The following is a 26,503-nucleotide window of genomic DNA, read 5'->3' on the forward strand; positions in this document are numbered from 1 at the left end:
AGGAATGACGGATCTGAAACTGACGACGCGTCAGTCGCTCAGCATCTTCGTCAACACCGCGCGCTGCAACGGGAGTACCTCACCGTGCAGTGTCCGCCCCTTGTCCGTGAGGGTCACGCGGACGCCCCGCCGGTCCTCCGCGCACATGCCGCGCTCGACGAGGCCGTCCTTCTCCAGCCGGGCGATCAGGCGGGACAGGGCGCTCTGACTGAGGTGGACACGCTCGGAGATCTCCTGCACGCGGAACGCGCAGGACTCGGCGGACAGCACGTCCAGAACCTCGAAGTCGCTGCCGCACAGGCCGTGTTGATGCAACGCGCGGTCGAGCTCGCACTGCGTACGGGCATGCAGCGCCAGCATCTCCCGCCACTGGTCCACGAGCACCTGCTCGGCCTTCTTCGCCGCCATGACAGCGCACCGTAGCAGAGAAACGAGTTTGTTGCATCGGAATTAAATGCGTTCGCATTCGATGCATGCGCATGTATTGTCTGCGGCATGACCTCTCCGCTCTCCCCTCCCGCGGCCCCGTCGTCGGCGGTCCGCTGGACCCCACGGCTGTGGGGCACCCTGCTGGTGCTCTGCGCCGCGATGTTCCTGGACGCGCTCGACGTGTCGATGGTCGGCGTCGCGCTGCCCTCCATCGGCTCCGAACTCGACCTCTCCACCTCGACGCTCCAATGGATCGTCAGCGGCTACATCCTGGGATACGGCGGCCTGCTCCTCCTCGGCGGCCGGACCGCCGACCTGCTCGGCCGACGCCAGGTCTTCCTGGTCGCCCTGGGTGTCTTCGCGGTGGCCTCGCTGCTCGGCGGGCTCGTCGACTCGGGCCCGCTGCTGATCGCCAGCCGCTTCATCAAGGGCCTCAGCGCGGCCTTCACCGCACCGGCCGGCCTGTCGATCATCACGACGACCTTCCCCGAGGGCCCGCTGCGCAACCGCGCCCTGTCCATCTACACCACCTGCGCGGCCACCGGCTTCTCGATGGGCCTGGTCCTCTCCGGCCTGCTCACGGAGGCCAGTTGGCGCCTCACCATGCTGCTGCCCGCGCCGATCGCCCTGCTCGCCCTCCTCGCCGGCCTGAAGCTGCTGCCGCGCAGCGAACGCGAGAAGGACCACAACGGCTACGACATCCCGGGCGCCGTCCTCGGTACCGCGTCGATGCTGCTGCTGGTCTTCACCGTCGTACAGGCACCGGAAGTCGGCTGGGCGTCGGCCCGAACTCTCCTGTCGTTCCTGGCGGTTGCCGTCATGCTGACCGTCTTCGTGTACGTCGAGCGGCGCTCCGCGGGGCCGTTGATCCGGCTCGGGGTACTGCGCTCCGGCAACCAGATCCGCGCCCAGCTCGGCGCGATGGCCCTCTTCGGGTCGTACGTCGGCTTCCAGTTCCTGGTCACGCTGTACATGCAACAGCTGCTCGGCTGGTCGGCGTTGCACACGGCGCTCGCCTTCCTGCCGGCCGGTGCGCTGGTCGCGGCGTCCTCGACGAAGATGGGGGCGATCGTCGACCGGTTCGGCACCCAGCGGCTGATCGTGGTGGGCTTCGCGCTGATGGTCGTGGGGTACGCCCTGTTCCTGCGGGTCAGCGTCGACCCGGTGTACGCGTCGGTGATCCTGCCGTCGATGCTGCTGATCGGCGCGGCCTTCGCGCTGGTCTTCCCCTCGCTCAACATCCAGGCCACCAACGGGGTCGACGACCACGAACAGGGCATGGTCTCCGGGCTGTTGAACACCTCGGTGCAGGTGGGCGGCGCGATCTTCCTGGCCGTCGTCACGGCCGTGGTCACCGCGCACGCGCCCGCGCATGCCACCCCGCAGGCGGTGTTGGACAGTTACCGGCCGGGGTTGGTGGTGGTGACGTTCATCGCGCTCGCCGGGTTGCTGATCTCGCTGCCGGGGTTGCGTACGCGCCGGGCCCAACAGTCCATCGTCGTGGCCAAGTCCACGGTGACGGAGGCGGAGGCGGAGCGAGTGGCGCTGCGCGACTAGGAACTCGGCTGGACGGCCAGTGTGTCGTCTGCGGGTCCGATGTGGCTGGTCGCGCAGTTCCCCGCGCCCCTCTGGGGCGCGCCTGAACCTCGCACACGCCCGGCGGAGCCGATTGCTCCGTCGGGCGCGTGCGTGTGAGACTTTCGGGATGACGATGACCGGGGGACGGCGCACGCAGGCCGAGCGGGACGCGATGACCGTGGAGATCGGGTACGCGCTGGTCAGCGCGGCGTTCGTGGCGGCGGTGTTGTTCGGGGCGGTCGCCGGGCCGGCGCTGCTGTTCGAACTGCCGGGCGCTGTCGAGACGTTGCTCGTGCGCGGGGGACTCGTGCTCGTGCCGGTCGTGTTCCTCGTCCGGGTGGCGACCGTGCTGTACCAGTACCGGCAGGAGTCGGGTCAGCCCAGCCAGCCGGGGCGTACCAACCCCGACTCGTAGGCCAGCACGACCAGTTGGGCCCTGTCCCGCGCGCCCAGTTTCACCATCGTGCGGCTGACGTGGGTCTTCGCGGTGAGGGGGCTGACGACCAGGCGGCGGGCGATCTCGTCGTTGGAGAGTCCGATGCCGACCAGGGCCATCACCTCCCGTTCCCGCTCGGTGAGTCGGGTCAGGGCGTCGGCGGTCGCGGGTTCCTTGGAGCGGGCCGCGAACTCGGCGATCAGGCGGCGGGTCACGCCCGGCGACAGCAACGCGTCGCCCTCGACCACCGCCCTTACCGCGCGCAGGAGTTCGTCCGGTTCGGTGTCCTTGACCAGGAAGCCGGAGGCGCCGGAGCGGATCGCCTCGAAGACGTACTCGTCGAGTTCGAAGGTCGTCAGCATGACCACCTTCACGTCCTTGAGGTCACCGTCCCCGGTGATCCGGCGGGTCGCGGCCAGGCCGTCCAGCAGCGGCATGCGGATGTCCATCAGGACGACATCGGGGCGCAGTTCGGCCACCGTGCGCACGGCCTCCTCGCCGTCGGACGCCTCGCCCGCCACCTCGATGTCCGGTTGCGCGTCCAGCAGCGCCTTGAAGCCGGCCCGGACCAGGGCCTGGTCGTCGGCGAGCAGTACCCGGATCACCGGTCGTCCTCCTTCGGCGTGACCTTCAACGGCAGTACGGCGAGCACCCTGAAGCCGCCGTCCGGGCGTGCGCCCGCCTCGATCGTGCCACCGAGCGCGGCGGCCCGCTCCCGCATTCCGGCCAGCCCGTTCCCGCTCCCCCCGGCCTCCGCGCCGGTCGCGGGCCCGTCGTCGTCGATGCGCAGCCGTAGCTCCCGGGGGTCGTGCTCGACACGCACGCGCGCGTGCCGCGAACCGGAATGTCGTACGACATTGGTGAGCGCCTCCTGGACGATGCGGAAGGCGGCGAGGTCGGTGCCGGGCGGGAGGCGGGGCGGTGTTCCGTCGACCGCGACGGTGAGGCCGGCGCTCGCCGCCTGCTGCACCAGTTCGGGCAGCCGGTCGAGGCCGGGGGCCGGGGCGCGCGGGGCGTCGCCCGGGGTGCGCAGGGTGTCGAGGACCTGACGGACCTCACCGAGCGCCTCCTTGCTGGCGGCCTTGATGGTGGTCAGGGCCGTGCGGGCCTGCTCGGGGTCGGAGTCGAGGAGCGCGAGGCCGACGCCCGCCTGGACGTTGATGACGGAGATGCTGTGCGCGAGGACGTCGTGCAGTTCGCGGGCCATCCGCAGCCGTTCCTCGTCGGCGCGGCGCCTGGCCGCCTGGGCGCGTTCGGCCCGTTCCCGGGTCCACTGGTCGCGGCGGGTGCGGGCCAGTTCGGAGACCGCGGCGATGGCCACCACCCAGGTGGCGACGGCCACTTCACCGCCCCAGGGCATCGCGTGGTCGTGCTGCGGGGGCAGCCACCGATACAACCAGTGCGAGATCAGGAGATGCGCCGCCCACAGCAGACCGAGCGCGCTCCAGGCCGCCCAGCGCCGACCGGCGACGACCGCGCTGAAGCAGCCGAGGGCGACGGTCACGAACACCGGGCCGTACGGGTATCCGGCACCGAGGTAGAGCACGGCGGCGCCCACGGTGCCGAAGGCCACCCACACGGGGTACCGGTGACGCCACAGGAGCAGCGCCGACCCGACGATGAGCAGCACGCGCGCGTAGAGGTCGAGCGGGACCCGGTCGGGCTGACTGTGCGAGGCGAAGTTGCTGCCGCCCAGCACAAACACGGTGACCAGCAACGTGGAACGCCACGGCCACCGCGCCGAGCCACCCCACGGCGGTCCGTGCCGCCACCACTGGGGCGGTCCCCCACCGCGTACCCACCGCTCGTCCATACCCGTCACGCTAGACGCCGGTCGGCACCGGGGTCGTCAGCTGAACGGGGTGATCACGCATACTCCCCGGGGAGTACAGCGCCCCTTCAGGGGCGCGGGGAACTGCGCGCCCAGCCCCCACCGGCTCGCAGACAAAAAACTGCACACCCACCGGAGCCCTCACACATCCGCAAGCCCCACCCCAAACGCGAGCCGTCGTACCGCATGACGGAAAAAGGGCTCACGGTCCTCCACCACCCGACGGAACTGGCCGAACAACTCGAAGCTGACCAGCCCATACAGCTCGGCCCAAGCGCTCACAAGGGCCACAGCCACCGCGGGCGGAAGGTCCCCGGCAAAGTCCGCGACCATACGCTCAGCCTCGGGGTGAAGATCCACCGGGAGCGGAGGTTCGGTCAAGGTGCCGGCCTCGTGGGCATCCCGCGCGATCCCGATAAGCAGCAGGGCAACCCGCGCGGCAGACGGAACGGTGGTCTCGGGAGCGACGTACCCGGGGACGGGCGACCCGTAGATCAACGCGTACTCGTGCGGATGCGCAAGCGCCCACCCCCGCACCGCCTCACACACAGCCACCCACCGCCGCAACGGACCCGCATCCACAACCCCGGAGTGCGCAGCCTCCGCGGCCTCCCCGGCGGAGTCGTACGCGTCGATGATGAGAGCGGTCAGCAGCTCGTCACGGCTGGGAAAGTACCGGTACAGCGCGGAGGAGACCATGCCCAACTCGCGCGCCACGGCGCGCAGCGACAGCTTCGAGGCCCCTTCCGCGGCGAGCTGTCTGCGTGCCTCGTCCTTGATGGCCGCGGTGACCTCGATCCTGGCTCGGGCGCGGGCGCCTTGTGTGGTGCTCATACGAGCCAGTGTGGCACGGAATCAGAGCAGCGCACACAAACAAGAGCAGCGAACAGAAAAGAGAGCACCGCTCTTGCAATGGATCGCCAGGCCGATGCACACTGTTCCCGAGAACGAGAGCAGTGCTCACAAAAGCGAGCCACGCTCTCCGAAACCCAGGAGTCGTCATGAGCACACACGTCCAGAAGCCCGGCTGGTTCACCGTGAACGTCTTCAACCGCGCCGTCGCCTGGTTCACCCGCCGCGGCCTCAGCGTCTGGGGTTCACGCGTGCTGGCGGTCCGCGGCCGGAAGAGCGGCGAGTGGCGGACCACCCCGGTGAACCTGCTGACGGTGGACGGAAAGCAGTACCTCGTCGCCCCGCGCGGCCACGTCCAGTGGACGCACAACATGCGCGCGGCGGGCGGCGGCGAGCTGCGGCTCGGCAAGAAGGTGGACGCGTTCACGGCGACCGAGGTCACCGGCGACGACAAGGTGCCGCTGCTGCGCGCCTACCTCAAGCGGTGGAAGGCCGAGGTCGGGGTGTTCTTCGGAGGAGTCGGCCCGGACTCCTCCGACGACGAGCTGCGCCGGATCGCCCCCGACCACCCGGTGTTCCACGTCACGGTCAGGAGCTGACCTCGCCCTCCACGGGCTCCGCGGGCTTCACGGGCTTCACGGGCTCGACCGGTTCCGCGTTCCTGCGGTCGATCGCGGTCAGCGCGCGCTGTGCCATCGGGTGGCTGCGTACGAGTTCGCCCAGCGTTGTCGAGCCCCGGGTGATGTCCATGAAGGCCTTCCAGGCCGGCCGGAAGCCGGTGAGGGCGGCGTGGAACAGACCAGGGCGCTTCTCGAAGATCGCCAGCATGCTCTTGCCGACGCTCATCTCGACGCCGAGCCCCGCCTTGATCGCGAACGCGTAGTTCAGCGCCTGGCGGCGGGTGTCCACCGCGTCGTGCGCCTCGGCGATCCGCACCGCCCACTCCCCCGCGAGCCGCCCCGACCGCAGCGCGAACGAGATGCCCTCACGGGTCCACGGCTCCAGCAGTCCCGCCGCGTCGCCGCACACGAGCACCCGCCCGCGCGACAGGGGCGAGTCGTCCGCCCGGCACCGGGTCAAGTGCCCTGAGGAGATGGCCGGTTCGAAGCCGGCGAGGCCGAGCCGGGCGATGAAGTCCTCCAAGTACCGCTTCGTGGCGGCGCCTTCACCGCGCGCGGAGATCACCCCGACCGTGAGCGTGTCGCCCTTGGGGAAGACCCAGCCATAACTCCCGGGCATGGGGCCCCAGTCGATGAGCACCCGGCCCTTCCAGTCCTCGGCGACCGTCTCCGGCACCGGGATCTCCGCCTCCAGGCCCAGATCCACCTGGTCGGTCTTGACCCCGACGTGCGCCCCTATGCGGCTGGCACTGCCGTCGGCGCCGACCACGGCCCGCGCGAGCACCGTCTCGCCGCCCTGGAGGACGACCGCGACCGTACGCCGGTCCGGCACCGCGGAGCCGTGCTGCTCGACTCGTGTCACTGTGACGCCCGTCCGCAGCTCGGCGCCCGCCTTCTGCGCGTGCTCGACGAGCTGCTGGTCGAACTCCGGCCGGTTGATCAGCCCGAACAGCATCTGCCGGGACCGGCGGGTCCGCGTGAAGCGCCCGTTGTTCGAGAACGTCATGGCGAACACCCGGTCCTTCAACGGCAGTTCGAAGCCGGGCGGGAGGGAGTCGCGGGAGGGTCCGATGATGCCGCCGCCGCATGTCTTGTAGCGGGGCAGCTCGGCTTTCTCCAGCAACAGCACGCGCCGTCCCGCGACCGCCGCCGCATAGGCGGCCGAAGCCCCTGCGGGTCCCGCGCCCACCACGACGACGTCCCACACCCGCTGTTCGTCGTCCGCCGAAGAGTTCTCGCTGCTCACGATGGTCTACTGCTCCCGATCAAGCCGCTGCCGCACCTGTCCCCCGCATCCTACGGCGGACATCGCCACAGACCGCTGTGGGAGGATCGACGGCATCATTCGTACAACGTCGCACCCACAAGGAGCGTGCCCATGTCGTCGCATCCGGTCGCCGAGACCGTCGCCTCGCTGATGCCCACGGCGAGGACGGAGCTCACCGAGCTGGTGGCCTTCCGATCGGTGGCGGACTTCGACCAGTTCCCGAAGAGCGAGAGCGAGGGCGCCGCGAACTGGGTCGCCGACGCGCTGCGCACCGAGGGTTTCCAGGACGTGGCCCTGCTCGACACCCCGGACGGCACCCAGTCGGTCTACGGCTTCCTGCCCGGCCCCGAGGGCGCCAAGACCGTGCTCCTCTACGCCCACTACGACGTGCAGCCTCCGCTGGACGAGGCCGGCTGGACCAGCCCGCCCTTCGAACTGACCGAGCGCGACGGCCGTTGGTACGGGCGCGGTGCCGCCGACTGCAAGGGCGGCGTGATCATGCACCTGCTCGCGCTGCGCGCCCTGAAGGCCAACGGCGGTGTCCCGGTGCACGTCAAGGTGATCGCCGAGGGCTCGGAGGAACAGGGCACCGGCGGGCTTGAGCGGTACGCGGAAGAACACCCCGACCTCCTCGCCGCCGACACGATCGTGATCGGCGACACAGGCAACTTCCGGGTCGGTCTGCCCACGGTCACCTCGACCCTGCGCGGCATGACCATGGTGCGCGTGCAGGTCGACACCCTCGAAGGCAACCTGCACTCCGGCCAGTTCGGCGGCGCCGCACCCGACGCGCTGGCCGCGCTGATCCGCGTACTGGACTCGCTCCGCGGCAAGGACGGCTCGACGACGGTCGACGGACTCGCGGCCCACGCGACCTGGGAGGGGCTGGCCTACGACGAGGAGCAGTTCCGCGAGGACGCGAAGGTGCTGGACGGCGTCGAACTGATCGGTTCCGACACGGTCGCCGACCGCATCTGGGCCCGCCCTGCCGTCACGGTCCTCGGCATCGACTGCCCGCCGGTCGTCGGCGCCACCCCGTCCGTGCAGGCCGGCGCCCGCGCGCTGGTCAGCCTCCGCGTCCCGCCGGGCGTCGACGCGGCCGAGGCGACCAAGCTGCTCCAAGCGCACCTGGAGGCCCACACGCCGTGGGGCGCCCGCGTCCGCACCGAACAGATCGGCCAGGGCCAGCCGTTCAGCGCCGACACGACCAGCCCGGCGTACACGGCGATGGCCGACGCGATGGCGGTCGCCTACCCCGGCCAGGAGATGCAGTACGCGGGCCAGGGCGGCTCCATCCCGCTGTGCAACACCCTCGCGGCGCTCTACCCGCAGGCGGAGATCCTCCTCATCGGCCTCAGCGAGCCGGAGGCCCAGATCCACGCCCTCAACGAGAGTGTTTCCCCTGAGGAGTTGGAGCGACTGTCGGTGGCGGAGGCCCTGTTCCTGCAGAACTACGCGGCCAACTGAGCGGTGACCATGCGGTTCGTCTTCACCGGCCGGGTGATCGAGTGGCGCGGCCCTTCGCCGTACTACTTCGTCCCCGTGCCGGACGAGGAGTCGGCGGACATCCGCGAGGTCGCCGCCCTGGCCTCGTACGGCTGGGGTGTCATCCCGGTCGAGGCCAGGATCGGCGACGTGGTGTTCACCACCTCGCTCTTCCCCAAGGACGGCGGCTATCTGCTGCCGCTCAAGAACGCCGTGCGCAAGCCGCAGGGTCTCGGGGCGGACGACGAGGTGAGTGTGGAAATGACCATCAACCTCCAACTCCCGGTCGGCTGACCGAGGATGGGAGACATGGCTCCCGCCTCCCGTCTCGTCACCCACAGCGACATCGCCACGTCCCTCGCCCTGCTCTCCGACCACGAACTCGCCGAACTGGTCGAGGCCGGCACGCCGTTGGGCACCAGCGTCGGCGGTCGCTCGGCGCTGATCGAGGTGGACGGCAGAAGCGTGTTCGTGAAGCGGATGCCGCTCACCGACGTGGAGCGGCGGCCGGAGAACGTCCGGTCCACGGCCAACGTGTTCGGGGCGCCCGCCTACTGCCACTACGGCATTGGTGCGGTCCCCAACCCCGGTTTCGGCGTCTGGCGCGAGCTGGCCGTCCACGAGATGACGACCAACTGGACGCTGTCCGGCCGCTTTCCGGGCTTTCCTCTGCTGCACCACTGGCGCGTACTGCCCGACACACCACAGCCGCTGCCCGACGAACTCGCCGACGTGGAACGGAACATGGCCTACTGGGGCGGCGGGCGGGAGCACATCGAGGCCCTGCGCACGGCGTCCGCGAGCCTGACCCTGTTCATGGAACACCTGCCGCACACCCTCCACGACTGGCTCTCCGAGCAGTTGCGCAGCGACGACCCCGACACCGCCTGCGCCCTCGTGGAGCGGGGCCTGGAAGCCGTCACCGGCTTCCTTCACGCGCATCAACTCACGCACTTCGACGTCCACTTCAGGAACATCCTCACCGACGGACAGCAGCTCTACCTCGCCGACTACGGCCTCGCCCTCTCCCCGCGTTTCCGACTCGCGGTGGACGAACGCGACTTCTACAACCGCCACCGGCACTACGACCGCGCGTACGCCTTCTCCTACCTGGTGCACTGGCTCGTCGTGGACCTGTACGGCTACGGGCTGGACGAACGCCAGGAGTTCATCCGCGCGTGCGCCGACGGCAAGCGCCCCGAGGGCATCCCCGGGGCCGCCGCCGGACTCATCTCCCGGTACGCCCAACTCGGCGCGACGGTGGGCGACTTCAACCGCCGCGTGCAGGACGAGAGCAGACTGACCCCCTACCCGTCCGCCGAGGAACTCGGCCTCGACTACAGCAACTCCACACTCTCCGCGTAGTGGCAGGCGACCGGGTTGCCCCCGCCCCGGTCCACCAGCGCCGGTATCTCCTCGACGCACGACGTCCGTTCGCTGTCGGTGAGTTGGTTGGCGAACTTGGGGCAGCGGGTGCGGAACCGGCAGCCGCTGGGCGGGCGGACCGGGCTCGGGACGTCGCCCTGGATGGTGATCCGTTTCCGGGCGCGTTCCTTGCGCGGGTCGGGGAGCGGGATGGCGGAGACCAGGGCCTGGGTGTACGGGTGGGCCGGGCGGGCGAACAGCTGCCGGGCCGGGGCGATTTCGACCAGCCGCCCCAGATACATGACGGCCACCCGGCCGGCCACATGGCGCATCACCGACAGGTCGTGGGCGACGAAGAGGAAGGACAGGCTGAGTTCGCTCTGCAGGTCCATCAGGAGGTTGAGGACGCCCGCCTGGATCGACACGTCGAGCGCCGACACCGGCTCGTCGAGGATGATCACCTTCGGGTGCAGGGCCAACGCCCGCGCTATGCCGATGCGTTGGCGCTGTCCGCCGGAGAACTCGTGGGCGAAGCGGTTGCCGTGCTCCGGGTTGAGTCCGACCAGGCGCAGGAGTTCGCTCACCTCACCGGCCGCCCCGGATCCGTACCGGCCGTGGATGCGCAGCGGCTCGGCGACGATCTCGTGGACGGTCATCCGCGGGTCGAGAGAGGCGTACGGGTCCTGGAAGACGATCTGCAACTCTCGGCGCAGCGGGCGCATCTGACGTCTGCTCAGTTCGGTGAGTTCGTGCTCGCCGTAGCGGACCCGGCCCGAGGTGGCGCGTTCCAGGCCGAGGACGGTGCGGGAGATCGTCGTCTTGCCGGAGCCCGACTCCCCCACCAGGCCCAGGGTTTCGTTCTCGTGCAGGTCGAAGGAGACCCCGCACACGGCGTGCACGTCGCCGACGCGGCGGCGGATGACGCCCTTGGACATCACCGGGAAGTGCTTGACCAAGTCCCTTACCTGGAGGACCGGTTCGCCGGTGCCGCCGTGGCCGGGCAGTGGCGGCAGGGGGGTGGCGGTCTGAGCGGGCGCGGTCATACGGCGTCCTCCTCGGGGTCCGTGGTGGAGGCCGCGTCGGCGAAGCGGGCCAGGGCCTCGGTGTCCGCGCCGACCACGTCGAAGACCTGGTCGGCGCCGGTGTCGACGAGTTCGTCGGCGAAGTGGCAGGCGCTGAGGTGGAGGTCGCCGCCGGCTCTGCGCAGGGCGGGTTCATCGGTGTCGCACACGTCCCGGCTCATGGGGCACCGGGGCGAGAAGGGGCAGCCGGGGGGCAGGTTGAGCAGGCTCGGCGGTGAGCCGGTGATGGGGGTGAGCCGTGCCTCCTCGCGGTCCATGCGGGGCAGGGAGCCGAGCAGGCCAAGGGTGTAGGGCATGCGCGGGGTGTAGAAGATGTCCTCGACGGAGCCGGTCTCCACGATCCGGCCCGCGTACATGACCGCGACCCGGTCGGTGTGGCCGGCCACCACACCGAGGTCGTGGGTGATGAGGACGAGCGCCGCCCCGGTCTCGGCGCGGGCGGTCTCCAGAGCTTCGAGGATCTGGGCCTGCACGGTGACGTCGAGGGCGGTGGTCGGCTCGTCGGCGATGATCACGTCCGGGTCGTTGGCCATCGCGATGGCGATGACGACGCGCTGGCGCATGCCGCCCGACATCTCGTGCGGGTAGCTGTCGACGCGGCGCTCGGGGCTGGGGATACCGACCGTGCCGAGCAGTTCGATCGCCCGTCTGCGGGCGTCCTTGTGCTTCATCCCGGGGTTGTGGCGGAGCAGGGTCTCGCTGATCTGATAGCCCACGTTGTAGACGGGGTTGAGGGAGGTCATCGGGTCCTGGAAGATCATCGCGATGCCGCTGCCGCGCAGGTCGGACAGGCGCGCGTCGGACAGGCCGAGCAGTTCGGTGCCCTCGAAGCGGACCGAGCCGCGCACCTTGGCGCCGGTCGGCAGCAGCCCCATCACGGCGAGGGCGGTGACCGACTTCCCGGACCCGGACTCGCCGACGATGCCGAGCGATTCGCCCCGGTCGATCCGGTAGCCGACGCCGCGCACGGCCCGCACCAGCCCGTCCTCGGTGGCGAACTCCACGCTGAGGTCCTCGACTTCGAGCACGGCGGACGTCACGGGGACCTCCCGCACTCCATGACTCGTGGTCGTCACTGTCGCACCCTTTGCTGCCGGGGGTCGAAGGCGTCGCGCAGTCCGTCGCCGATGAAGTTGATGGTCAGCGCGATGGCGATGATGAACGCGCCGGGGATGTAGAAGAGCCAGGGCCGGGTGTCGACCGCCGTCTGCGCCTGCGAGACCAGCAACCCCAGGGAGGTGTCGGGGGGTTGGACACCGAAGCCCAGGAAGGAGAGCGCGGTCTCGGTGAGGATGCCGGTCGCCACCAGGATCGTCGCGTTGACGATGATCGGGCCGAGCGCGTTCGGCAGCAGATGCCGGAAGATGATCCGCGTGTCCGAGGCGCCGAGCGCCCGCGCCGCCTCGATGAACTCCTTCTCGCGAAGTGACAGCACCGAAGAGCGCACCACCCGGGCCACGTACGCCCAGGTGAGTCCGGCGATCACGATGGCGATCCAGTACCAGGAGCCGCCGGTGCGCGAGGAGATGACCAGGGCGATAGCGAACAGGGGCAGCGTCAGCACCAGGTCGGCAATGCGCATCATGACCGCGTCGACGATGCCCTTGTAGAAGCCGGCGACGGCTCCCCAGATCGCGCCGAGCAGCGTGGAGCCGAGCGCGATCATGATGGCGATCTTGAGCGAGGTCTGAGTGCCGCGCATGACCTGGGCGTAGCCGTCGTAGCCCGAGGAGTCGGTGCCGAACGGGTGCTTCAGGGAAGGGGGTTTGGAGTTGTCCTCGGTGTACTTCTGGTACGAGTAGTGCCACAGGTGCGGGCCGATGAACGCCCACAGGATGATCAGCACGAACACGACCAGGCTGACCATCGCGGCCCGGTGCCGCACGAAGCGGCGCAGCACCAGCTGGGTCTGGGTGCGCTGTCGTACGGTGAACTCGTGGTCGCCGCGCGGTAGTTGCGTGCCCGCGGACCCCGGTGCCTCGATGTCAGTCATAGCGGATCCTCGGGTCGAGTACGGCGTAGAGCAGATCGGCGATGAGGTTGAACCCGATGACGACGACGGCGGAGAGCAACAGCCAGGCCATGGTGCGGTAGACGTCGAGCGTGGTCGCCGCCTGGACCAGCATCTCGCCCATGCCGTGCCACTGGAAGATCGTCTCCGTGATCACCGCGCCGCCCAGGATGATCGCGATGTCGAGCGCGGTCACAGTGGCGAGCGGGATGAGGGCGGTGCGCAGCGCGTGCCGGGTCATCACCCTGCCGCGCCGCAGCCCCTTGGCGCGGGCGAGCCGTACGTAGTCGCTGTTGAGGACCTCCAGCATGGAGGCGCGGGTGTAGCGGGTCCAGGACGCGAAGGAGACCAGCGCGAGGGTGATGGTGGGCAGGATGAGGTGGCCCACGTGATCGGTGAACTGGTTCCAGGTGGTGTCGACTTCGAGGTACGGCGACTTCTCGCCGATGGTGCCGAGGAACTGGCTGCCGGTCTTCTGGTTGAACCAGATCCCGGCCTGCTTGAGCAGGACCGCGAACCAGAACACGGGCATGGCGAGGAACAGGAAGCCGAAGAAGGTGATCGTGTAGTCGGCGGCGGAGTACTGGCGGATCGCGCTGAAGACGCCGAACACGACGGCCATGATCAGCGCGAGGATCATCGCGGCGGCGACCAGGGTGATGGTCACCTTGAACCGGGTGAACAGGTCGTGCCCGATGTTCAGGTTGGCCTGCACGGACGGGCCGAAGTCGCCGTGCAGGACGCCGGTGATCCAGTTCCAATAGCGTTCCATCACCGGCTGGTTGGCGTGGATGTGCCGGGCGAAGGCGGCCACCGCCGCTTTGCTGGGCGCGGGTTGCCGTGAGGTGGCGAAGTTGGCCACCGGGTCACCGGAGTTGATGACGACGAGGAACACGACGAACGTCGAGACGATGAGGACGGGGATGGAGACGAGGATGCGGCGCACGGTGTAGGCGAGCATGCGGTCTTCTCTCGGAGGCCGGCGGGTCGGAGATGCCGTCCGGGCCGGGCCCGGCCCCCGGTGTCGCGGGGCCGGGCTCGACGGGCGTGCCGGTGGAGCTGTCAGCCGTAGGACTACTTCTTCAGGCCCCACGTGCCGGTGTTGTAGGCCGGGCCCACATTCGTGGCGTTGTTCCGCATGTTGACGAACCGCGTCTGCACGGCGAGGAACGTCGGCTTCTGGTAGAGCGGCAGGACGTAGGCGTCGTTCACCATGAGCTGGTCGGCCTGGTTGAGGAGCGCGGCGGACTTCGTCGCGTCGGTCTCGCCCACGGCCTGGGAGATCAGGGCGTCGGCCTTCTTGTTGCTGTAGCCGCCGAAGTTGCCGCCACCGCCGGTGAACCAGTTCTGCTGGGCGCCACTGCTCGGGAACGGCGCCGCGACCCAGGCGAAGACGATGATGTCGTACTGGTGCCCGGAGAGGACCGTGCCGAGGTCGGCGGCGCCGATCGGCTTGATGGTGATCTTGATGCCGAGGCTCGCCAGGTTGCTCTGCAGGATCTGGCACTCGCTCTGCCGGATCTGGTTGCCGGTGGTGTAGCGGCAGTTGAAGGGTCCGACGGCCTTGCCGTCCGGTGTCTTCAACGCCGTACCCACACCGGTGAACTTGGCGGCCGTGAGATACGCCTTCGCCTTGGTCAGGTCACCCGATCCCTGGCCGGAGGCGGAGACCACGTCCTTGTAACCGGCCTGCCCGGGAACGAAGTTGTGGTTGCCGAGCGGCTTCACGGCCGGGTCGAACTGGCCGACCGTCTTGGCGATGATGTCCTTGGTGTTGATCGCCGTGAACATCGCCTGCCGCAGCGCCAGGTACTTGCCGATCACCGGGTCGTGCAGGTTGAGGTCGAAGTGCTCCCAGGTCAGCCCGTTGCCGATGGTGTAGGTGACGCCGGGGATGTCCTTGACCTGGTTGACCAGGTCCACCTCGGGCTGCGGGTAGATCGCCTGAACCTCGTTGTTCTTGAGGGCGGTCGGTTCCTGGGTGGCGTCCGAGATGACCTTGAAGATCAGCCGCTGGAGGGTCGCCTTCTTCGCGCCGGTCCACTTGGGGTCGGGCACGTAGGTGGCGTGGTCGTTGTCGACCCACTGCTGCATCTTGTAGGCGCCCGCCGTGGGGTACTTGGTGGGCGGCGTCTTCAGGAAGTACTGCCAGGCCTGCGCCATCTGGGCGGCCGTCATGGCGGCGGCGTCACCGGCCTTGGCGCCGGAGAGCTTCTCGGCGGTGTGGGCCGGATAGAGCGGATAGCCCGCGCCGAACAGGGACTTCCAGTCCGAGTACGGCTTCGTCATCACCATGGTGAAGGTCTTGCCGTTGTCGGAGGGCGTGAGGGACTTGATGCGGTCGTAGCCCGCGGTGCTCTGTGGCAGACAGCCCTTGGTCTGCGTGGAGTCGCTGGCGGGCGGCGGCGGGCAGTCCTTGCCGTTGTTGGTGCGCCAGTAGTAGGTGAAGTCGTCGGCGGTGATGGGCGTGCCGTCGTTCCACGCCGCCTTCGGGTTGATCTTGTAGACGATGGTCTGCGGGCTGACGCTGGTCTGTGTCGCCGAGGTCACCAGGTCGGTGTTGAGGGCGACGGTGAAGTCCGGCTGGGGTATGAACACCTGCGGCAGGACGACCTCCAGGGCCTCCCCGTTCTCGAAGGTGTTGCCGTTGACGTCCTGGACGTTCCACTGCTGGATGTTCTTCTCCAGCACATAGGTGAACGTTCCGCCGGACTTGGTGGTGGCCGAGTTGCAGGTGTTGGCCTTGCCCACGGTGTTGCAGGACGTGAGCCCGGCCGAGCTGGTCTTGCCGGAGCCGCCGCCCCCGCCACTGCTGCTGCAGGCGGTGAGCACCAGGGCGAGCCCGGCGGCGAGTGTGAGGGCCCGGGTGAGGGCCGAGGATGGCGCGCGCATGTTCCTCTCCTTCGACCGGCGAAAGGTCCGGTCCCGTCAAGGCGGCCGGCGGCCGCGAGAGAACTGAGCTGCGCAAAGACGTTAGGGCTCCGATGTACCTTCTTCACGTTCTTGTTCATACCGGGAAGGCGACAATTCACCCTCGCTTTGTTATCGGAATGACCCGCACCCCGCAAAATCGCCAGGTGGTGTCCCCGAAAAGGCAAAGCCACGTCCAACATCGTTGATCAGACCGCAAATTGACGAGTCGTCAGCCGAGCGGTACGCCCGCCTCCAGATAGAGCGCGGCCCCGCGTTCCCGGGCCCGGAGCGCCCACCGCAGCCGCTCGTAGCGGACCGGCGGCAACAGATCGGCGGCCTCCTCCTCGCTGGCGAAGCACCAGCCGCGCAACTCCGGCCCGGGCAAGAGCAGTTGGTCGGCCACGGCGGCGTCCAGCCGGCCGCCGTCGAAGAGCAGGCGCAGGCCGCCGTAGCCCGGCGGTACGGGTGGTTCCCAGTCGACGACGAGCAGGCGGGGGACCTCGTCGAGCACGATGCCGGTCTCCTCGGTGACCTCGCGCATGCCGGCCCGGGCGGGCGCCTCGCCGGATTCGACGACGCCGCCGGGGAACTCCCAGCCGGCCTTGTAGGTGGGGTCGACGAGCAGGACGCGGTCCTGTTCGTCGAAGAGGAGCACTCCGGCCGCGAGGGTCTCGGAGGTGGGCTCCGGGGTCTGCACGATGTCGCACACGGGCACGGCACCGCTGCCGACGGCTCCGGCGATCCGGGCGGCCGTCTCGTAGGGGGTGAGCGCGCTGGTGTCGACGAGATGGGCGTCGGCGGTGAGCCAGGAGCCGAGCGCGGCGCGGTACGACTCGATGTGGTCGTACGCCCACTGCCGGGTCCGGATCTCGCCGTCGGGGAGGTCCGGTGGGACCTCCCGGTCGGCTATTCGCTCGCGCAGGATCGTTTCCGCCGGAGCCAGGAGGACATGCCGGACCGTGACCCGGCGGGCCGCCAGACCGCCGAAGATCTCGTCCCGGTACTCCTGGCGCAGCAGGGTCATCGGGACGACGACGGTCCCGCCCAGTTCGGCGAGCATGGCCGCGGCCGTGTCGATCACGAGCCGCCGCCACATCGGCAGGTCCTGGAAGTCGCCGACCTCCGCGAGGTGCTTGGGCGGGAGCAGATACGGAAGTGCTCCGCCGATGACCTCGGGGTCGAAGAGCGTGCTGTTCGGGATCAGGTCCACCAGTTCTTGTGCGGCGGTCGTCTTCCCCGCACCGAACGCGCCGTTGATCCAGACGACGGTCACAGTTCCCCCTCTTCTGTTGGCCCCCTGAGGCTTGCCCGTTCCACCCTGCCACGGAAACCAGCCGCAGTTGAGAGGGCACATACGACGGCGCCGGTGCCCCCTCCGACGAGGCACCGGCGCCGCACGCTTACGACGGGTATCAGCTGTTCTGTCCCAGGACTCCCTCGTCGGCGGCGAAGCTGCCGTCGCTGACGAGGTGATCCATGGCACCCACGGTGTCCTTGACGTTCAGATCGCCGAGCACGTCGTGGTCGTGGGAGTGCGACGGGGAGATCGCGGCGACGACGAAACCGGTGGCGAGGGAGGCGATGGCCAGCATGCTGCGCTTCTTCATGCCCCGTTCAACTGACGAAGCGCGCCGGGGTCACGCCCGAACCGGCCGCCGGGTGGAACCCGCACCGTCGCGCGCCCGCCGTACCAGGTCCACGGCCGCCTCGGGCCACTGCGGATGGTCGAAGGTGAACCCCTCCGCCAGCAGCCGTCCCGGTACGACCCGGCGGCTCTTCAGAAGGAGTTCGGTGTCCGAGCGCAGCGCGAAGGCGCCCAGTTCCGCCATCCACTGCGTGGCGGGCAGCCCGACGGGGACACCCCGGGCGGCGCGCAGGACGCGCATGAAGGCGCGCTGCGGGAGCGGCCCGGGGGCGGCGAGGTTCACCGGCCCGGCGATGTCGTCCCGGTCGACGAGGAACTCGACCGCGCGGACGAAGTCCTGGTCGTGGATCCAGGAGACGTACTGGGCACCGCCCGCGACCGAACCGCCGAGCCCGAACCGGACCAGCCCTGACAGGACGTCGAAGACACCACCCCGGTCGGGGCTCATCACCATGGCGGCGCGCAGGGCGACCTTGCGGGTGAACGGGGTGTCGGCGCGCTCCTGCTCGCGTTCCCAGTTCTTGGCGATCTCGACGCTGTACGACCAGTAGTCGGGTACGTCCGGTTCGTCGCCGCCGATGACGCCCGTGGCCTCGTCGTTGGGAGCGTCGTAGCGGTGGGCGTAGACGGTGGCGGTGCTCATCTGCAGCCAGACGCGCGGCGGGTGCGCGGCTGCGGCGACGGCCTCGCCGACGACTCGGGTGGAGTGCACGCGCGAGTCCATCATGGCCTTGAGGTTGGCGGGGGTGTAGCGGCAACTGACGCTGCGGCCCGCCAAGTTGATGACGACATCGCTGCCGTCGATCTCCCGGGCCCAGGTGCCCGGGTTCTCGCCGTCCCACCACACCTCGCGGTCGCGCGACGGCCGCCGGGTCAGGACGACGACGTCGTGACCGGCCTCCGTCAGGGCGCGGTCCAGGATCGCGCCCACCTGTCCCGTGCCACCGGGAATGACGATCTTCACCGGGCTCCCCCTTCCGATCGGACTGCTCGGGAGTGAGCCTAGCGCAGAAAGTTGAACGCGTTCAAAACGTGCGCGATGGAAAGTCGAACAATAAATACGCAACTCTTCCAACAGAGTTCGACACGTCCTACCGTAATCGCGCACATGACATGCACAGGAAGTCATCCCATCTTTCGCGAGTCCGGAGGAACGTAACGATGCGTCACCCTCACACCCGCACGACCCGCCGAAGAGTGGTCGGAGCCCTCGCCGCAGGGCTGTTGTGCACGGCCGGCCTCGCCGCGCCCGCCGTCGCCACCCCCGCACAGGACCTCGCCTCCCCCGCCCTGGCCGACGGCCAGGCGCTCACGCCTCCCATGGGTTTCAACAACTGGAACTCCACCAACTGCCGTGCCGAGTTCAACGAGTCGATGGTCGAGGGCATCGCGGACATCTTCGTCAACAAGGGCCTCAAGGCGGCCGGTTACCAGTACGTCAACCTCGACGACTGCTGGGCCCTGCCGAACCGCGACGCCGACGGCAAGCTCGTCCCCGACCCGGTCCGCTTCCCGCACGGCATCAAGGCCGTAGCGGACTACGTGCACTCCAAGGGGCTCAAGCTCGGCATCTACACCAGCGCCGGCACGAAGACGTGCAACGACGCCGGATTCCCGGGCGGCCTGGGCCACGAGTACAGCGACGCGCAGCAGTTCGCCGACTGGGGCGTGGACTACCTCAAGTACGACAACTGCAACAACCAGGGCGTGGACGCCAAGGTGCGCTACACCACGATGCGCGACGCCCTGAAGGCGACCGGCCGCCCGATCGTCTTCAGCATCTGCGAGTGGGGCGAGAACAAGCCCTGGGAGTGGGCCGCGGACGTCGGACATCTGTGGCGCACGACCGGTGACATCAGCGACAACTGGGGCTCGATGCTCTCGATCCTCAAGCAGAACCTGCCACTTGCGCCCTACGCCGGTCCCGGGCACTGGAACGACCCCGACATGCTGGAGGTCGGCAACGGCGGCATGACGGACACCGAGTACCGCTCGCACTTCTCGATGTGGTCGATCATGGCCGCGCCCCTCCTCATCGGCTCGGACCTGCGCACGGCGACCCCCGCGACCTTCGACATCCTCGACAACAAGGAGGTCATCGCGGTCGACCAGGACCCGCTGGGCAAGCAGGGCAACGTTGTCACGTCCGAGGGCGGACGCTGGGTCGTCGCCAAGGAGATGAAGGACGGCAGCCGTACGGTCGCGCTCTTCAACGAGACCGGCAGCGCCCAGCGCATCGCCACGACCGCCGCGGCCGTCGGCCTCCCCGGTGCCCGCGCCTACACCCTGCGCGACCTGTGGCAGCACAAGAGCTACAACACCGCGGGCGCGATCTCCGCGACCGTCCCGGCCCACGGCACGGTCCTCGTACGGGTCTCCGCCGACCGGTACGCGCTCAAGAACCCGTCGGCCGTCGAACTCGGCCTGGGCGGCGCCCCGTTGGTCCAGGCGTCCACCCCGACCCCGCTCACGACGACGGTCACCGACCTCGGCCGTACGACCGCCGAGCACGTCTCCGTGAGCCTGACCGGCCCCTCGGGCTGGAAGATCCGCGCCAAGTCGTCGACGACCGCGAAGGCCGTACGGACCGGCAAGGCGCTGCGCACGAAGTGGACGGTCACCGCTCCCGCCGGGACGCCGACGGGGTCGTACGACCTGACGCTCAAGGCGAGTTACCGCTCGCCGAGCGGTACGCGCGTCAGCAGCACGCTGCCGTTCACCGCGTCCGTGGTGGTGGCACCGCCCGCGGGCACCTCGTCCCTCGGTGACCTTCCGTGGATGTCAACGGCCAATGGATGGGGGCCCGTTGAGCGCAACACCAGCAACGGGGAGAGCGCGGCGGGGGACGGTCATCCGATCACCCTGGGCGGGGTGGTGTACGCCAAGGGGCTTGGTGTGCACGCCGAGAGCGACGTCGAGTACTACACCGGGAAGGCGTGCGAGAAGGTCACCGCGGACGTCGGTGTGGACGACGAGAAGGGCGCCAACGGGACCGTCGCCTTCGAGATCTGGGCGGACGGCACGAAGGTCGCCTCGACCGGCGTCCTCACCAACGCGATGCCCGCCCAGCCGGTCACGGCGGACGTGACCGGCGCCCAGGTGGTCCGACTCGTCGTCACCGACGGCGGCGACGGGATCGACTCGGACCACGCGGACTGGGCGGACGCTCAACTCACGTGCTGAGCAAGGTCGAACAAGGTGGGACTCAGGTACCGAACTGGTGCGTAGGCCGCTGAACGAACGTTTCGGCCGATCCGTTCCTCACACCCCGGCCGCGGTCGTGCTCGTCTGTCCGGCGAGCGCGGCCGCGGCCGCTCCCACCAGCCCGGCGTCCGTGCCCATCTGAGCCGGCGTCACCGTCAGCCGCTGGACGAAGGACAGCGTCGCGTAGTCGCTCAGCGCCTTGCGCAGCGGCGTGAACAGCACGTCGCCCGCCTTGCCGACTCCCCCGCCGATCACGGCGATGTCGATCTCGACGAGGGTCGCGGTCGCCGCGATCCCGGCGGCGAGGGCCTGCGCGGCCCGCTCGAAGGAGGCCACGGCGATCGGGTCACCGGCACGCGCGGCGGCGGCGACGGCCGCGGCCGAGGCATCGCCGTCGGGACCCGGCCGCCAGCCGCCCTCGACCGCCCGCCGGGCGATGTTGGGACCGCTGGCGATCCGCTCGACACAGCCGCGCGAACCGCACGGGCAGGCGTCGCCGTCCAGGTCCACGCTGATGTGGCCGATGTGGCCCGCGTTGCCGGTCGGCCCGGAATGCAGCTGCCCGTTGAGGACGAGGCCGCCGCCGACTCCCGTGGAGACGACCATGCACAGCGCGTTGGCGTGCCCGCGCGCGGCGCCCTGCCAGTGCTCGGCCGCCGTGATCGCCACGCCGTCGCCGATCAGCTCGACAGGCAGGTCACCGGCCGCCGCACGCACCCGCTCGACGAGCGGAAAGTCGCGCCAGCCGGGCACGTTGACCGGGCTCACGGTTCCGGCGGAGGCGTCCACGGGACCCGCGCTGCCGATGCCGAGGGCGCTCGCGCGGGACCACGAGGGTGATGCGGTGAGCTCCGCGAGCACCTCCTCCACGGCTAGCATCACGGTGTCGCCGTCGTCCTGCGAGGGCGTCGGGCGCTGTGCTCGCACCAGGATCTTGCCGTGGCCGTCCACCAGCGCCCCGGCGATCTTGGTGCCGCCGATGTCGAGCGCGGCCACGAGGTCGGTGTGCATCAGTGTCAGATCTCCCCGTCAAACATGAGAACCACCAGAAGGTGAGTTGGGCCGGTCTCGCGGTGGGGGCGCAGGCCGGAGATATCGGTGGACAGTCTCTCTCGCATATGACAACGTTGTCCAGGCTCTATGCTCGACGCCACATCCTCATACAAACCCATGGACCTATGCATTCCCCGTGGACGACAGGACAGGACAGCGCATCGTGCCAGAGACCGCCCGCCGCCCCGACAACCGCTACGGCAACCGTCCCACTATGAAGGACGTGGCCGCACGCGCCGGTGTCGGCCTGAAAACGGTCTCGCGCGTGGTCAACGGCGAACCGGGCGTCACCCCGGACACCGAGCGCCGGGTCCAGGAGGCGATCGACGCCCTCGGCTTCCGCCGCAACGACAGCGCCCGCGTCCTGCGCAAGGGCCGCACGGCCAGCATCGGCCTCGTCCTGGAGGACCTCGCCGACCCGTTCTACGGCCCCCTCAGCCGCGCCGTCGAAGAGGTCGCCCGCGCCCACGGCGCCCTGCTCATCAACGGCTCCAGCGCCGAAGACCCGGACCGCGAGCAGGAGTTGGTGCTCGCGCTGTGCGCCCGGCGCGTGGACGGCCTTGTGGTGATCCCGGCCGGCGACGACCACCGCTACCTGGAACCGGAGATCAAGGCGGGCGTCGCGACCGTGTTCGTGGACCGTCCGGCCGGGAAGATCGACGCGGATGTCGTCCTGTCGGACAGCTACGGCGGCGCGCGTGACGGCGTCACCCACCTCATCTCCCACGGCCACCGGCGCATCGGCTTCATCGGCGACATGCCCCGCATCCACACGGCCGCCGAGCGACTGCGCGGGTACCGGGCCGCCATGGAGGACGCGGGCATACCGGTCGAGGACGCCTGGATGTCCCTCGGCGTGACCGACCCGATCCGGGTGCGCCGGGCCGCCGAGCAGATGCTGACCGGCCCCTCCCCCGTCACCGCGATCTTCGCCGGCAACAACCGTGTGACGGTCACCGTCGTCCGCGTCCTCGCCGAACAGTCCCGCCGGATCGCCCTGGTGGGCTTCGACGACTTCGAACTCGCCGACCTGCTCCAGCCGGGGGTGACCGTCGTCGCGCAGGACGCGGCGGCTCTCGGCCGTACGGCCGCCGACCGCCTCTTCCGGCAACTGGACGGCACGCTCCTCGCCCCGGAACGCATCGAGCTGCCGACCCGGTTGATCACTCGGGGGTCGGGCGAGCTGCCGCCGTCGGATTGAGCGGGGTGGGAACGCCGGAGTGAGCAAGGGTGTGGACGACCGCGTGGACGACGGCGTGGACCGGACCTTGGAGGCGCTGGGGCTGGCTCGGGCGCCGCGCGAGGATCCGTTGGCTTACCCAGGCGCATGGCCGGCCGAGTCCGGACTCCTCGTCGGGGACCGGTTGTTGCCCCTCGACGACCACTCCCCGTACGAGGACCGCACGCCGGTCCTCGCCATCGGCTCCAACGCCTGTCCCGGTCAACTGCGGCACAAGATGGCGGAGTTCGGGATCACGTCTCCCGTCCCGATGGTGAAGGTGCGGGTCACGGGGATCGACGTCGGTGTCTCCGCGCATGTGAGCCGCGTGGGGTACATGTCGGCTTCGCCGGTGAACTCGCCCGGCGTCGTCCGGGAGTTGTTCGTGACGTGGTTCGACACGCGGCAGCTCGCGGTGGTGGACGCGAGTGAGCGCGCGTACGACCGGGCATGGCTGCCCAGCTCCGTTTCCGCTTCCACTTCCGGTCCCAAGTTCCGTTTCGAGCTGGACTCGGGCGAGTTGTTGCGGGGCGCGTACGTCTACGTCAATCGGCACGGCGTCCTGCACGACGGCACGGGCGTACCGCGCCGGCATCCGGGCGAGCGGGCGCTGCTCACCGAACTGCTGCGTGGCTCGGCTGAGTTGAGGGCGTTGTTCGGGCGGACGCCGGAGGAGTTCTGCGAACGGGCGCGCGGGGATCGGGAGTTGTGCGAGCGGGGTACGCGACTGTTCCGGGAGGAGGGGCTGGTGACGGTGTCCGGCCTGGAGCGCCTCGTACGGCCTCAGCAGACCGGCAGCCCCGGGATCGGCTCGTCGTTGTCCCCGCCCTTCAAGTAGACGTCACTGACATAGACGTTGGTGTTGCCGCTGTCGTCGTCCGTCTTGGCCCACCAGACGTTGGTCCACTGGCCGTACGTCTCGCGGCGGCCCAGGTTCTGTTGGCAGAAGAAGTAGTTGGTGCCCGCGCCGAGGACACCGACTTCGGTGCCGGACGCGGTGTAGGACTTGGCGCTGCGCCACACCTGGCAGTTGTACTTGCCGCCGCCGATGGACTGGCACACGGAGGCCGGGCTGGAACTGGGGCTGGCTCCGCCCGTCGTCGGGGCGCTGCCGCCGGTGCTTCCGCCGCCGGAGGACGTGGACTTGCTCGGAACGACGGTGGGATCTTGCTCCGCCGCCGTGCCCTTCCCCTTGCCGGTGTGCTGCCGCGTCGGCGCCTGGGTCCCGTCGTCGCCCTGCCCGGTGGGCTTGGCGTCGGCCGAGGGGTGAGTGTCCTTACGACCGTCGGGCGAGGCGGGGCCGACACCGCCACCAGCACCGGCCGACGGTGAGTCGCTGGGCTGCGAAGTGACCGTGGTGTCCCCGGAGTCGACCATGCGAGTTACGACCACTCCGGCACCGGCGAGGACGGCGGCTACGGCTGCGGCGGCAATCAGGACACGGGTCTTGCGCCTGCTGCGGGGCGCGGTTGGGCTGGTCATGGGCCCGGTGGGCGCGGACGGCTGAGGTACGGAGGCTACGAAGGGGATGGACGGGCCGAAGCCTTGGGGTACGGATGCGGAAGGGGCCGTGGAAGTGGGCGGGAGGGTGCCCGCCGAGGGCCGCTCCGAGGAACCGGGGGCGGGGCCCTGGTCCCCCGATCCGTAAGGTCCTGCCGCGGCAGACCTGTACGTCGATGCCTCAAGTGGCTGCGAGGACCCGGGTGTTGCCCCTCCCGACCCAGGCACGCCTGCCGCACCTGCCTCGTACGCGGGTGCTCCAAGTGGCCCTGCCGATCCTGATGTTTCCTCCCCCGGTCCGGTCAGACCTGCCGCACCCGGCCCGTACGCGGGTGCTCCAAGTGGCCCTGCCGATCTTGATGTTGCCCCTCCCGGACCGGGCACGCCTGCCGCACCCGCCCCGTACGCGGGTGCTCCAAGCGGCCCTGCCGATCCCGATGTTGCCCCTCCCGATCCGGACCACCCCGAAGCATCGGCCCCGGCCGTCTCCGGCCCCGCTTCCTCAGGCGAACCGTCAGCCCTCGCCCCCGGCCCACTGCCTCCGGTCGGCTCGTCGATGCCGAACCCCGCCCCGTACACGGATGCCCCAAGTCGCCCTGCCGACCCCGATGTCGACCCTCCCGGACCGGGCACGCCTGCCGCACCCGCCCCGTACGCGGATGCTCCAAGTCGCCCTACCGACCCCGATGTTGCCCCTCCCGATCCAGACCATCCCGAAGCCTCAACCCCGGCCGTCTCCGGCCCCGCCTCCTCAGACGAACCGCCGGCCCCCACCCCCGGCCCACTGCCTCCAGCCAACCCGTCGACGCCGAACCCCTGCCCCGCCGGAGCCGCATGCTGCACAGCCCCGAGGCCCTGCCCTCTCCCCGTCGACTCAGCGGTATCCGCTCCCGGGACCTCAGCCCCAGCCCCAGCCCCAGGATCGGGATCGGCGTCTGCCAGACCCGCCCCCGAAACCCCAACACCAGCCGCCCGCGCCCCCGTTGACCCCTTCGGCCCCGGAGCCCCCGCTCCCGCCCCCGCACTCCCCCACGACTCCACCGCTCCGAACCCCGACGGCACCGCAGGAACCCCGCCTGCACCCCCAGCCGTCCCCCGCAACACCGCCGTAGGCAGATCCACCCCCGGCGCCCCCGCAACCTCCTCCAACAACCCCCGCGCCACATCCGCCCCGGGCCGCAACTCCGCCCGCTTCTCCATCAGTTGCCGCAGCACAGGCCCAAGTCGCCCCGCCCGCCGGGGTTCCGGCAGAGGCTCGGAGACGATCGCCGTGAGGGTGGAGTACGTGGACGTGCGCCGGAACGGGGACGTGCCCTCGACCGCCGCGTACAGCGTGGCGCCCAGGGCCCAGACGTCGGACGCCGGGCCGGGGTCGGCGCCCTGGGCACGTTCGGGCGCCAAGTAGTCCAGGGAGCCGATGAGTTCACCGCTCCGGGTGAGGTGCGTGGCGGAGCCGTCGCCCGGGTCGTCCATCGTCGCGATGCCGAAGTCCGTGAGGACGACGCGGCCCGCGCGGTCCAACAGGATGTTCCCGGGCTTCACATCGCGGTGCAGGACACCCACGGCGTGCGCCGCGGCCAGCGCCTCCATCACCTTCGCGCCGATCCCGGCCGCCTCGCGCGGGTCGATCGGGCCGCGCTCGCTCAACACGTCGTCCAGGGAGGGGCCGTCGATCAGCTCCATGACGATCAGCGGGCGTCCGTCGACCTCGGCGATGTCGTGCACGGCGACCACACCGGGGTGGCGGACCCGCGCCGCCGCCCGTGCCTCGCGCTGCATCCGCAGGCGCAGGTCGGCCAGTTCGGGTCCGTGGGCGTCGGTGAAGGTACGCAGTTCCTTGACGGCGACCTCACGGCCGAGGACCTCGTCCACGGCCCGCCAGACCACACCCATGCCACCGCGCCCGAGTCTGGCCACGACGCGATAGCGCCCGGCCAGCAACCGGTCGACCCCGTCCACGCGTCCGCTCTCCCCCGAAGGCACCGCCGCTCCGTCCCTGTGGCACATCCTTGA

General features: G+C 69.9%; 23 protein-coding genes and 1 pseudogene. 9 read left to right on the plus strand and 15 right to left on the minus strand.

The window, feature by feature from the left end; genetic code table 11:
- Positions 1–30 precede the first annotated feature (30 nt).
- A complete protein-coding gene (locus OG407_RS08060; protein WP_405856404.1) occupies positions 31–408 on the minus strand; it encodes a MarR family winged helix-turn-helix transcriptional regulator in 378 nt (125 codons plus the stop codon).
- A gap of 87 nt (positions 409–495) precedes the next feature.
- Between OG407_RS08060 and OG407_RS08065 the strand changes: the two genes are divergently transcribed.
- The gene (locus OG407_RS08065; RefSeq protein WP_405856406.1) at positions 496–1,986 is read left to right on the plus strand and encodes an MFS transporter; all 1,491 of its coding nucleotides are present in this window, start codon (positions 496–498) and stop codon (positions 1,984–1,986) included.
- Between the two features lie 148 nt (positions 1,987–2,134).
- On the plus strand, positions 2,135–2,422 hold the full coding sequence (locus OG407_RS08070; protein ID WP_405856408.1) for a DUF6332 family protein: 288 nt from the start codon (positions 2,135–2,137) through the stop codon (positions 2,420–2,422).
- Here the strand turns inward: OG407_RS08070 and OG407_RS08075 are convergent.
- The 3 genes from OG407_RS08075 to OG407_RS08085 form a co-directional block, all read right to left on the minus strand.
- Positions 2,383–3,048: a response regulator gene (locus tag OG407_RS08075; protein WP_405856410.1), complete on the minus strand. Its 666-nt coding sequence runs from the start codon at positions 3,046–3,048 to the stop codon at positions 2,383–2,385. The two genes, OG407_RS08070 and OG407_RS08075, sit on opposite strands and share 40 nt — an antisense overlap.
- Positions 3,045–4,256 carry a sensor histidine kinase gene (locus OG407_RS08080; protein WP_405856412.1) on the minus strand — a complete coding sequence of 404 codons (1,212 nt, stop codon included), beginning with the start codon at positions 4,254–4,256 and terminating at the stop codon, positions 3,045–3,047. Before OG407_RS08080 ends, OG407_RS08075 begins: the two co-directional genes overlap by 4 nt.
- 159 nt (positions 4,257–4,415) lie before the next feature.
- Positions 4,416–5,108, minus strand: coding sequence for a TetR/AcrR family transcriptional regulator (locus tag OG407_RS08085; RefSeq protein ID WP_405856414.1), 693 nt, complete (start codon positions 5,106–5,108; stop codon positions 4,416–4,418).
- Positions 5,109–5,275: 167 nt separating this feature from the next.
- Between OG407_RS08085 and OG407_RS08090 the strand changes: the two genes are divergently transcribed.
- On the plus strand, positions 5,276–5,725 hold the full coding sequence (locus OG407_RS08090; RefSeq protein WP_405856416.1) for a nitroreductase family deazaflavin-dependent oxidoreductase: 450 nt from the start codon (positions 5,276–5,278) through the stop codon (positions 5,723–5,725).
- Here the strand turns inward: OG407_RS08090 and OG407_RS08095 are convergent.
- Positions 5,715–6,992 carry a geranylgeranyl reductase family protein gene (locus OG407_RS08095; protein ID WP_405856418.1) on the minus strand — a complete coding sequence of 426 codons (1,278 nt, stop codon included), beginning with the start codon at positions 6,990–6,992 and terminating at the stop codon, positions 5,715–5,717. The genes OG407_RS08090 and OG407_RS08095 overlap by 11 nt on opposite strands.
- A 132-nt stretch (positions 6,993–7,124) precedes the next feature.
- Here OG407_RS08095 and OG407_RS08100 point away from each other — a divergent pair, with 132 nt between their 5' ends.
- Genes OG407_RS08100 through OG407_RS08110 form a run of 3 tightly spaced genes read left to right on the plus strand, consistent with a single transcriptional unit; the run spans position 7,125 to position 9,863 of the window.
- Positions 7,125–8,480 carry a dipeptidase gene (locus OG407_RS08100; RefSeq protein ID WP_405856420.1) on the plus strand — a complete coding sequence of 452 codons (1,356 nt, stop codon included), beginning with the start codon at positions 7,125–7,127 and terminating at the stop codon, positions 8,478–8,480.
- A gap of 9 nt (positions 8,481–8,489) precedes the next feature.
- Positions 8,490–8,792, plus strand: coding sequence for a DUF1905 domain-containing protein (locus tag OG407_RS08105; protein ID WP_405856422.1), 303 nt, complete (start codon positions 8,490–8,492; stop codon positions 8,790–8,792).
- A gap of 15 nt (positions 8,793–8,807) precedes the next feature.
- A complete protein-coding gene (locus OG407_RS08110; protein WP_405856424.1) occupies positions 8,808–9,863 on the plus strand; it encodes a protein kinase family protein in 1,056 nt (351 codons plus the stop codon).
- On the opposite strand, the gene OG407_RS08115 is transcribed toward OG407_RS08110, so the two are convergent.
- The 8 genes from OG407_RS08115 to OG407_RS08150 all read right to left on the minus strand — a co-directional run bounded on the left by OG407_RS08115 (position 9,836) and on the right by OG407_RS08150 (position 18,478).
- The gene (locus OG407_RS08115) at positions 9,836–10,906 is read right to left on the minus strand and encodes an ABC transporter ATP-binding protein (RefSeq protein ID WP_405856426.1); all 1,071 of its coding nucleotides are present in this window, start codon (positions 10,904–10,906) and stop codon (positions 9,836–9,838) included. The genes OG407_RS08110 and OG407_RS08115 overlap by 28 nt on opposite strands.
- Positions 10,903–12,000: an ABC transporter ATP-binding protein gene (locus tag OG407_RS08120; protein ID WP_405868329.1), complete on the minus strand. Its 1,098-nt coding sequence runs from the start codon at positions 11,998–12,000 to the stop codon at positions 10,903–10,905. Before OG407_RS08120 ends, OG407_RS08115 begins: the two co-directional genes overlap by 4 nt.
- Positions 12,001–12,017: 17 nt before the next feature.
- The gene (locus OG407_RS08125; RefSeq protein ID WP_328684993.1) at positions 12,018–12,938 is read right to left on the minus strand and encodes an ABC transporter permease; all 921 of its coding nucleotides are present in this window, start codon (positions 12,936–12,938) and stop codon (positions 12,018–12,020) included.
- Positions 12,931–13,917 (minus strand): ABC transporter permease, encoded by a 987-nt coding sequence (locus OG407_RS08130; RefSeq protein ID WP_403601837.1) that lies wholly within the window; start codon positions 13,915–13,917, stop codon positions 12,931–12,933. Before OG407_RS08130 ends, OG407_RS08125 begins: the two co-directional genes overlap by 8 nt.
- Before the next feature lie 113 nt (positions 13,918–14,030).
- Entirely contained in the window at positions 14,031–15,848 is a 1,818-nt protein-coding gene (locus OG407_RS08135) for an ABC transporter family substrate-binding protein (RefSeq protein WP_405856429.1), read from the minus strand.
- Between the two features lie 250 nt (positions 15,849–16,098).
- Positions 16,099–17,142: an NUDIX domain-containing protein gene (locus OG407_RS08140; protein WP_405856431.1), complete on the minus strand. Its 1,044-nt coding sequence runs from the start codon at positions 17,140–17,142 to the stop codon at positions 16,099–16,101.
- A 139-nt stretch (positions 17,143–17,281) separates the two neighbouring features.
- A complete protein-coding gene (locus OG407_RS08145; protein WP_019065142.1) occupies positions 17,282–17,476 on the minus strand; it encodes a hypothetical protein in 195 nt (64 codons plus the stop codon).
- Between the two features lie 30 nt (positions 17,477–17,506).
- A complete protein-coding gene (locus tag OG407_RS08150) occupies positions 17,507–18,478 on the minus strand; it encodes a TIGR01777 family oxidoreductase (protein WP_405856433.1) in 972 nt (323 codons plus the stop codon).
- 197 nt (positions 18,479–18,675) lie between these two features.
- Between OG407_RS08150 and OG407_RS08155 the strand changes: the two genes are divergently transcribed.
- Positions 18,676–20,697, plus strand: coding sequence for an NPCBM/NEW2 domain-containing protein (locus tag OG407_RS08155; RefSeq protein ID WP_405856435.1), 2,022 nt, complete (start codon positions 18,676–18,678; stop codon positions 20,695–20,697).
- Between the two features lie 78 nt (positions 20,698–20,775).
- On the opposite strand, the gene OG407_RS08160 is transcribed toward OG407_RS08155, so the two are convergent.
- Positions 20,776–21,729: an ROK family protein gene (locus OG407_RS08160; protein ID WP_405856437.1), complete on the minus strand. Its 954-nt coding sequence runs from the start codon at positions 21,727–21,729 to the stop codon at positions 20,776–20,778.
- 178 nt (positions 21,730–21,907) lie between these two features.
- Here OG407_RS08160 and OG407_RS08165 point away from each other — a divergent pair, with 178 nt between their 5' ends.
- On the plus strand, positions 21,908–22,972 hold the full coding sequence (locus OG407_RS08165; RefSeq protein ID WP_405856439.1) for a LacI family DNA-binding transcriptional regulator: 1,065 nt from the start codon (positions 21,908–21,910) through the stop codon (positions 22,970–22,972).
- 19 nt (positions 22,973–22,991) lie between these two features.
- A complete protein-coding gene (locus OG407_RS08170; protein WP_405856441.1) occupies positions 22,992–23,828 on the plus strand; it encodes a hypothetical protein in 837 nt (278 codons plus the stop codon).
- Positions 23,829–25,258: 1,430 nt separating this feature from the next.
- Here the strand turns inward: OG407_RS08170 and OG407_RS08175 are convergent.
- Positions 25,259–26,473 (minus strand): annotated as a pseudogene (locus OG407_RS08175) (serine/threonine-protein kinase); the annotation flags it as partial.
- Positions 26,474–26,503 lie beyond the last annotated feature (30 nt).

Source organism: Streptomyces sp. NBC_01515, from assembly GCF_045040345.1.
GTDB lineage: Bacteria > Actinomycetota > Actinomycetes > Streptomycetales > Streptomycetaceae > Streptomyces.

Excerpts from the sequence above, each read along its gene's own strand:
- OG407_RS08060 (WP_405856404.1), bottom strand. The coding sequence starts at position 408 with ATGGCGGCGAAGAAGGCCGAGCAGGTGCTCGTGGACCAGTGGCGGGAG.
- OG407_RS08065 (WP_405856406.1), top strand. The coding sequence starts at position 496 with ATGACCTCTCCGCTCTCCCCTCCCGCGGCCCCGTCGTCGGCGGTCCGC.
- OG407_RS08070 (WP_405856408.1), top strand. The coding sequence starts at position 2,135 with ATGACGATGACCGGGGGACGGCGCACGCAGGCCGAGCGGGACGCGATG.
- OG407_RS08080 (WP_405856412.1), bottom strand. The coding sequence starts at position 4,256 with ATGGACGAGCGGTGGGTACGCGGTGGGGGACCGCCCCAGTGGTGGCGG.
- OG407_RS08085 (WP_405856414.1), bottom strand. The coding sequence starts at position 5,108 with ATGAGCACCACACAAGGCGCCCGCGCCCGAGCCAGGATCGAGGTCACC.
- OG407_RS08090 (WP_405856416.1), top strand. The coding sequence starts at position 5,276 with ATGAGCACACACGTCCAGAAGCCCGGCTGGTTCACCGTGAACGTCTTC.
- OG407_RS08100 (WP_405856420.1), top strand. The coding sequence starts at position 7,125 with ATGTCGTCGCATCCGGTCGCCGAGACCGTCGCCTCGCTGATGCCCACG.
- OG407_RS08105 (WP_405856422.1), top strand. The coding sequence starts at position 8,490 with ATGCGGTTCGTCTTCACCGGCCGGGTGATCGAGTGGCGCGGCCCTTCG.
- OG407_RS08110 (WP_405856424.1), top strand. The coding sequence starts at position 8,808 with ATGGCTCCCGCCTCCCGTCTCGTCACCCACAGCGACATCGCCACGTCC.
- OG407_RS08115 (WP_405856426.1), bottom strand. The coding sequence starts at position 10,906 with ATGACCGCGCCCGCTCAGACCGCCACCCCCCTGCCGCCACTGCCCGGC.
- OG407_RS08125 (WP_328684993.1), bottom strand. The coding sequence starts at position 12,938 with ATGACTGACATCGAGGCACCGGGGTCCGCGGGCACGCAACTACCGCGC.
- OG407_RS08130 (WP_403601837.1), bottom strand. The coding sequence starts at position 13,917 with ATGCTCGCCTACACCGTGCGCCGCATCCTCGTCTCCATCCCCGTCCTC.
- OG407_RS08135 (WP_405856429.1), bottom strand. The coding sequence starts at position 15,848 with ATGCGCGCGCCATCCTCGGCCCTCACCCGGGCCCTCACACTCGCCGCC.
- OG407_RS08145 (WP_019065142.1), bottom strand. The coding sequence starts at position 17,476 with ATGAAGAAGCGCAGCATGCTGGCCATCGCCTCCCTCGCCACCGGTTTC.
- OG407_RS08155 (WP_405856435.1), top strand. The coding sequence starts at position 18,676 with ATGCGTCACCCTCACACCCGCACGACCCGCCGAAGAGTGGTCGGAGCC.
- OG407_RS08160 (WP_405856437.1), bottom strand. The coding sequence starts at position 21,729 with ATGCACACCGACCTCGTGGCCGCGCTCGACATCGGCGGCACCAAGATC.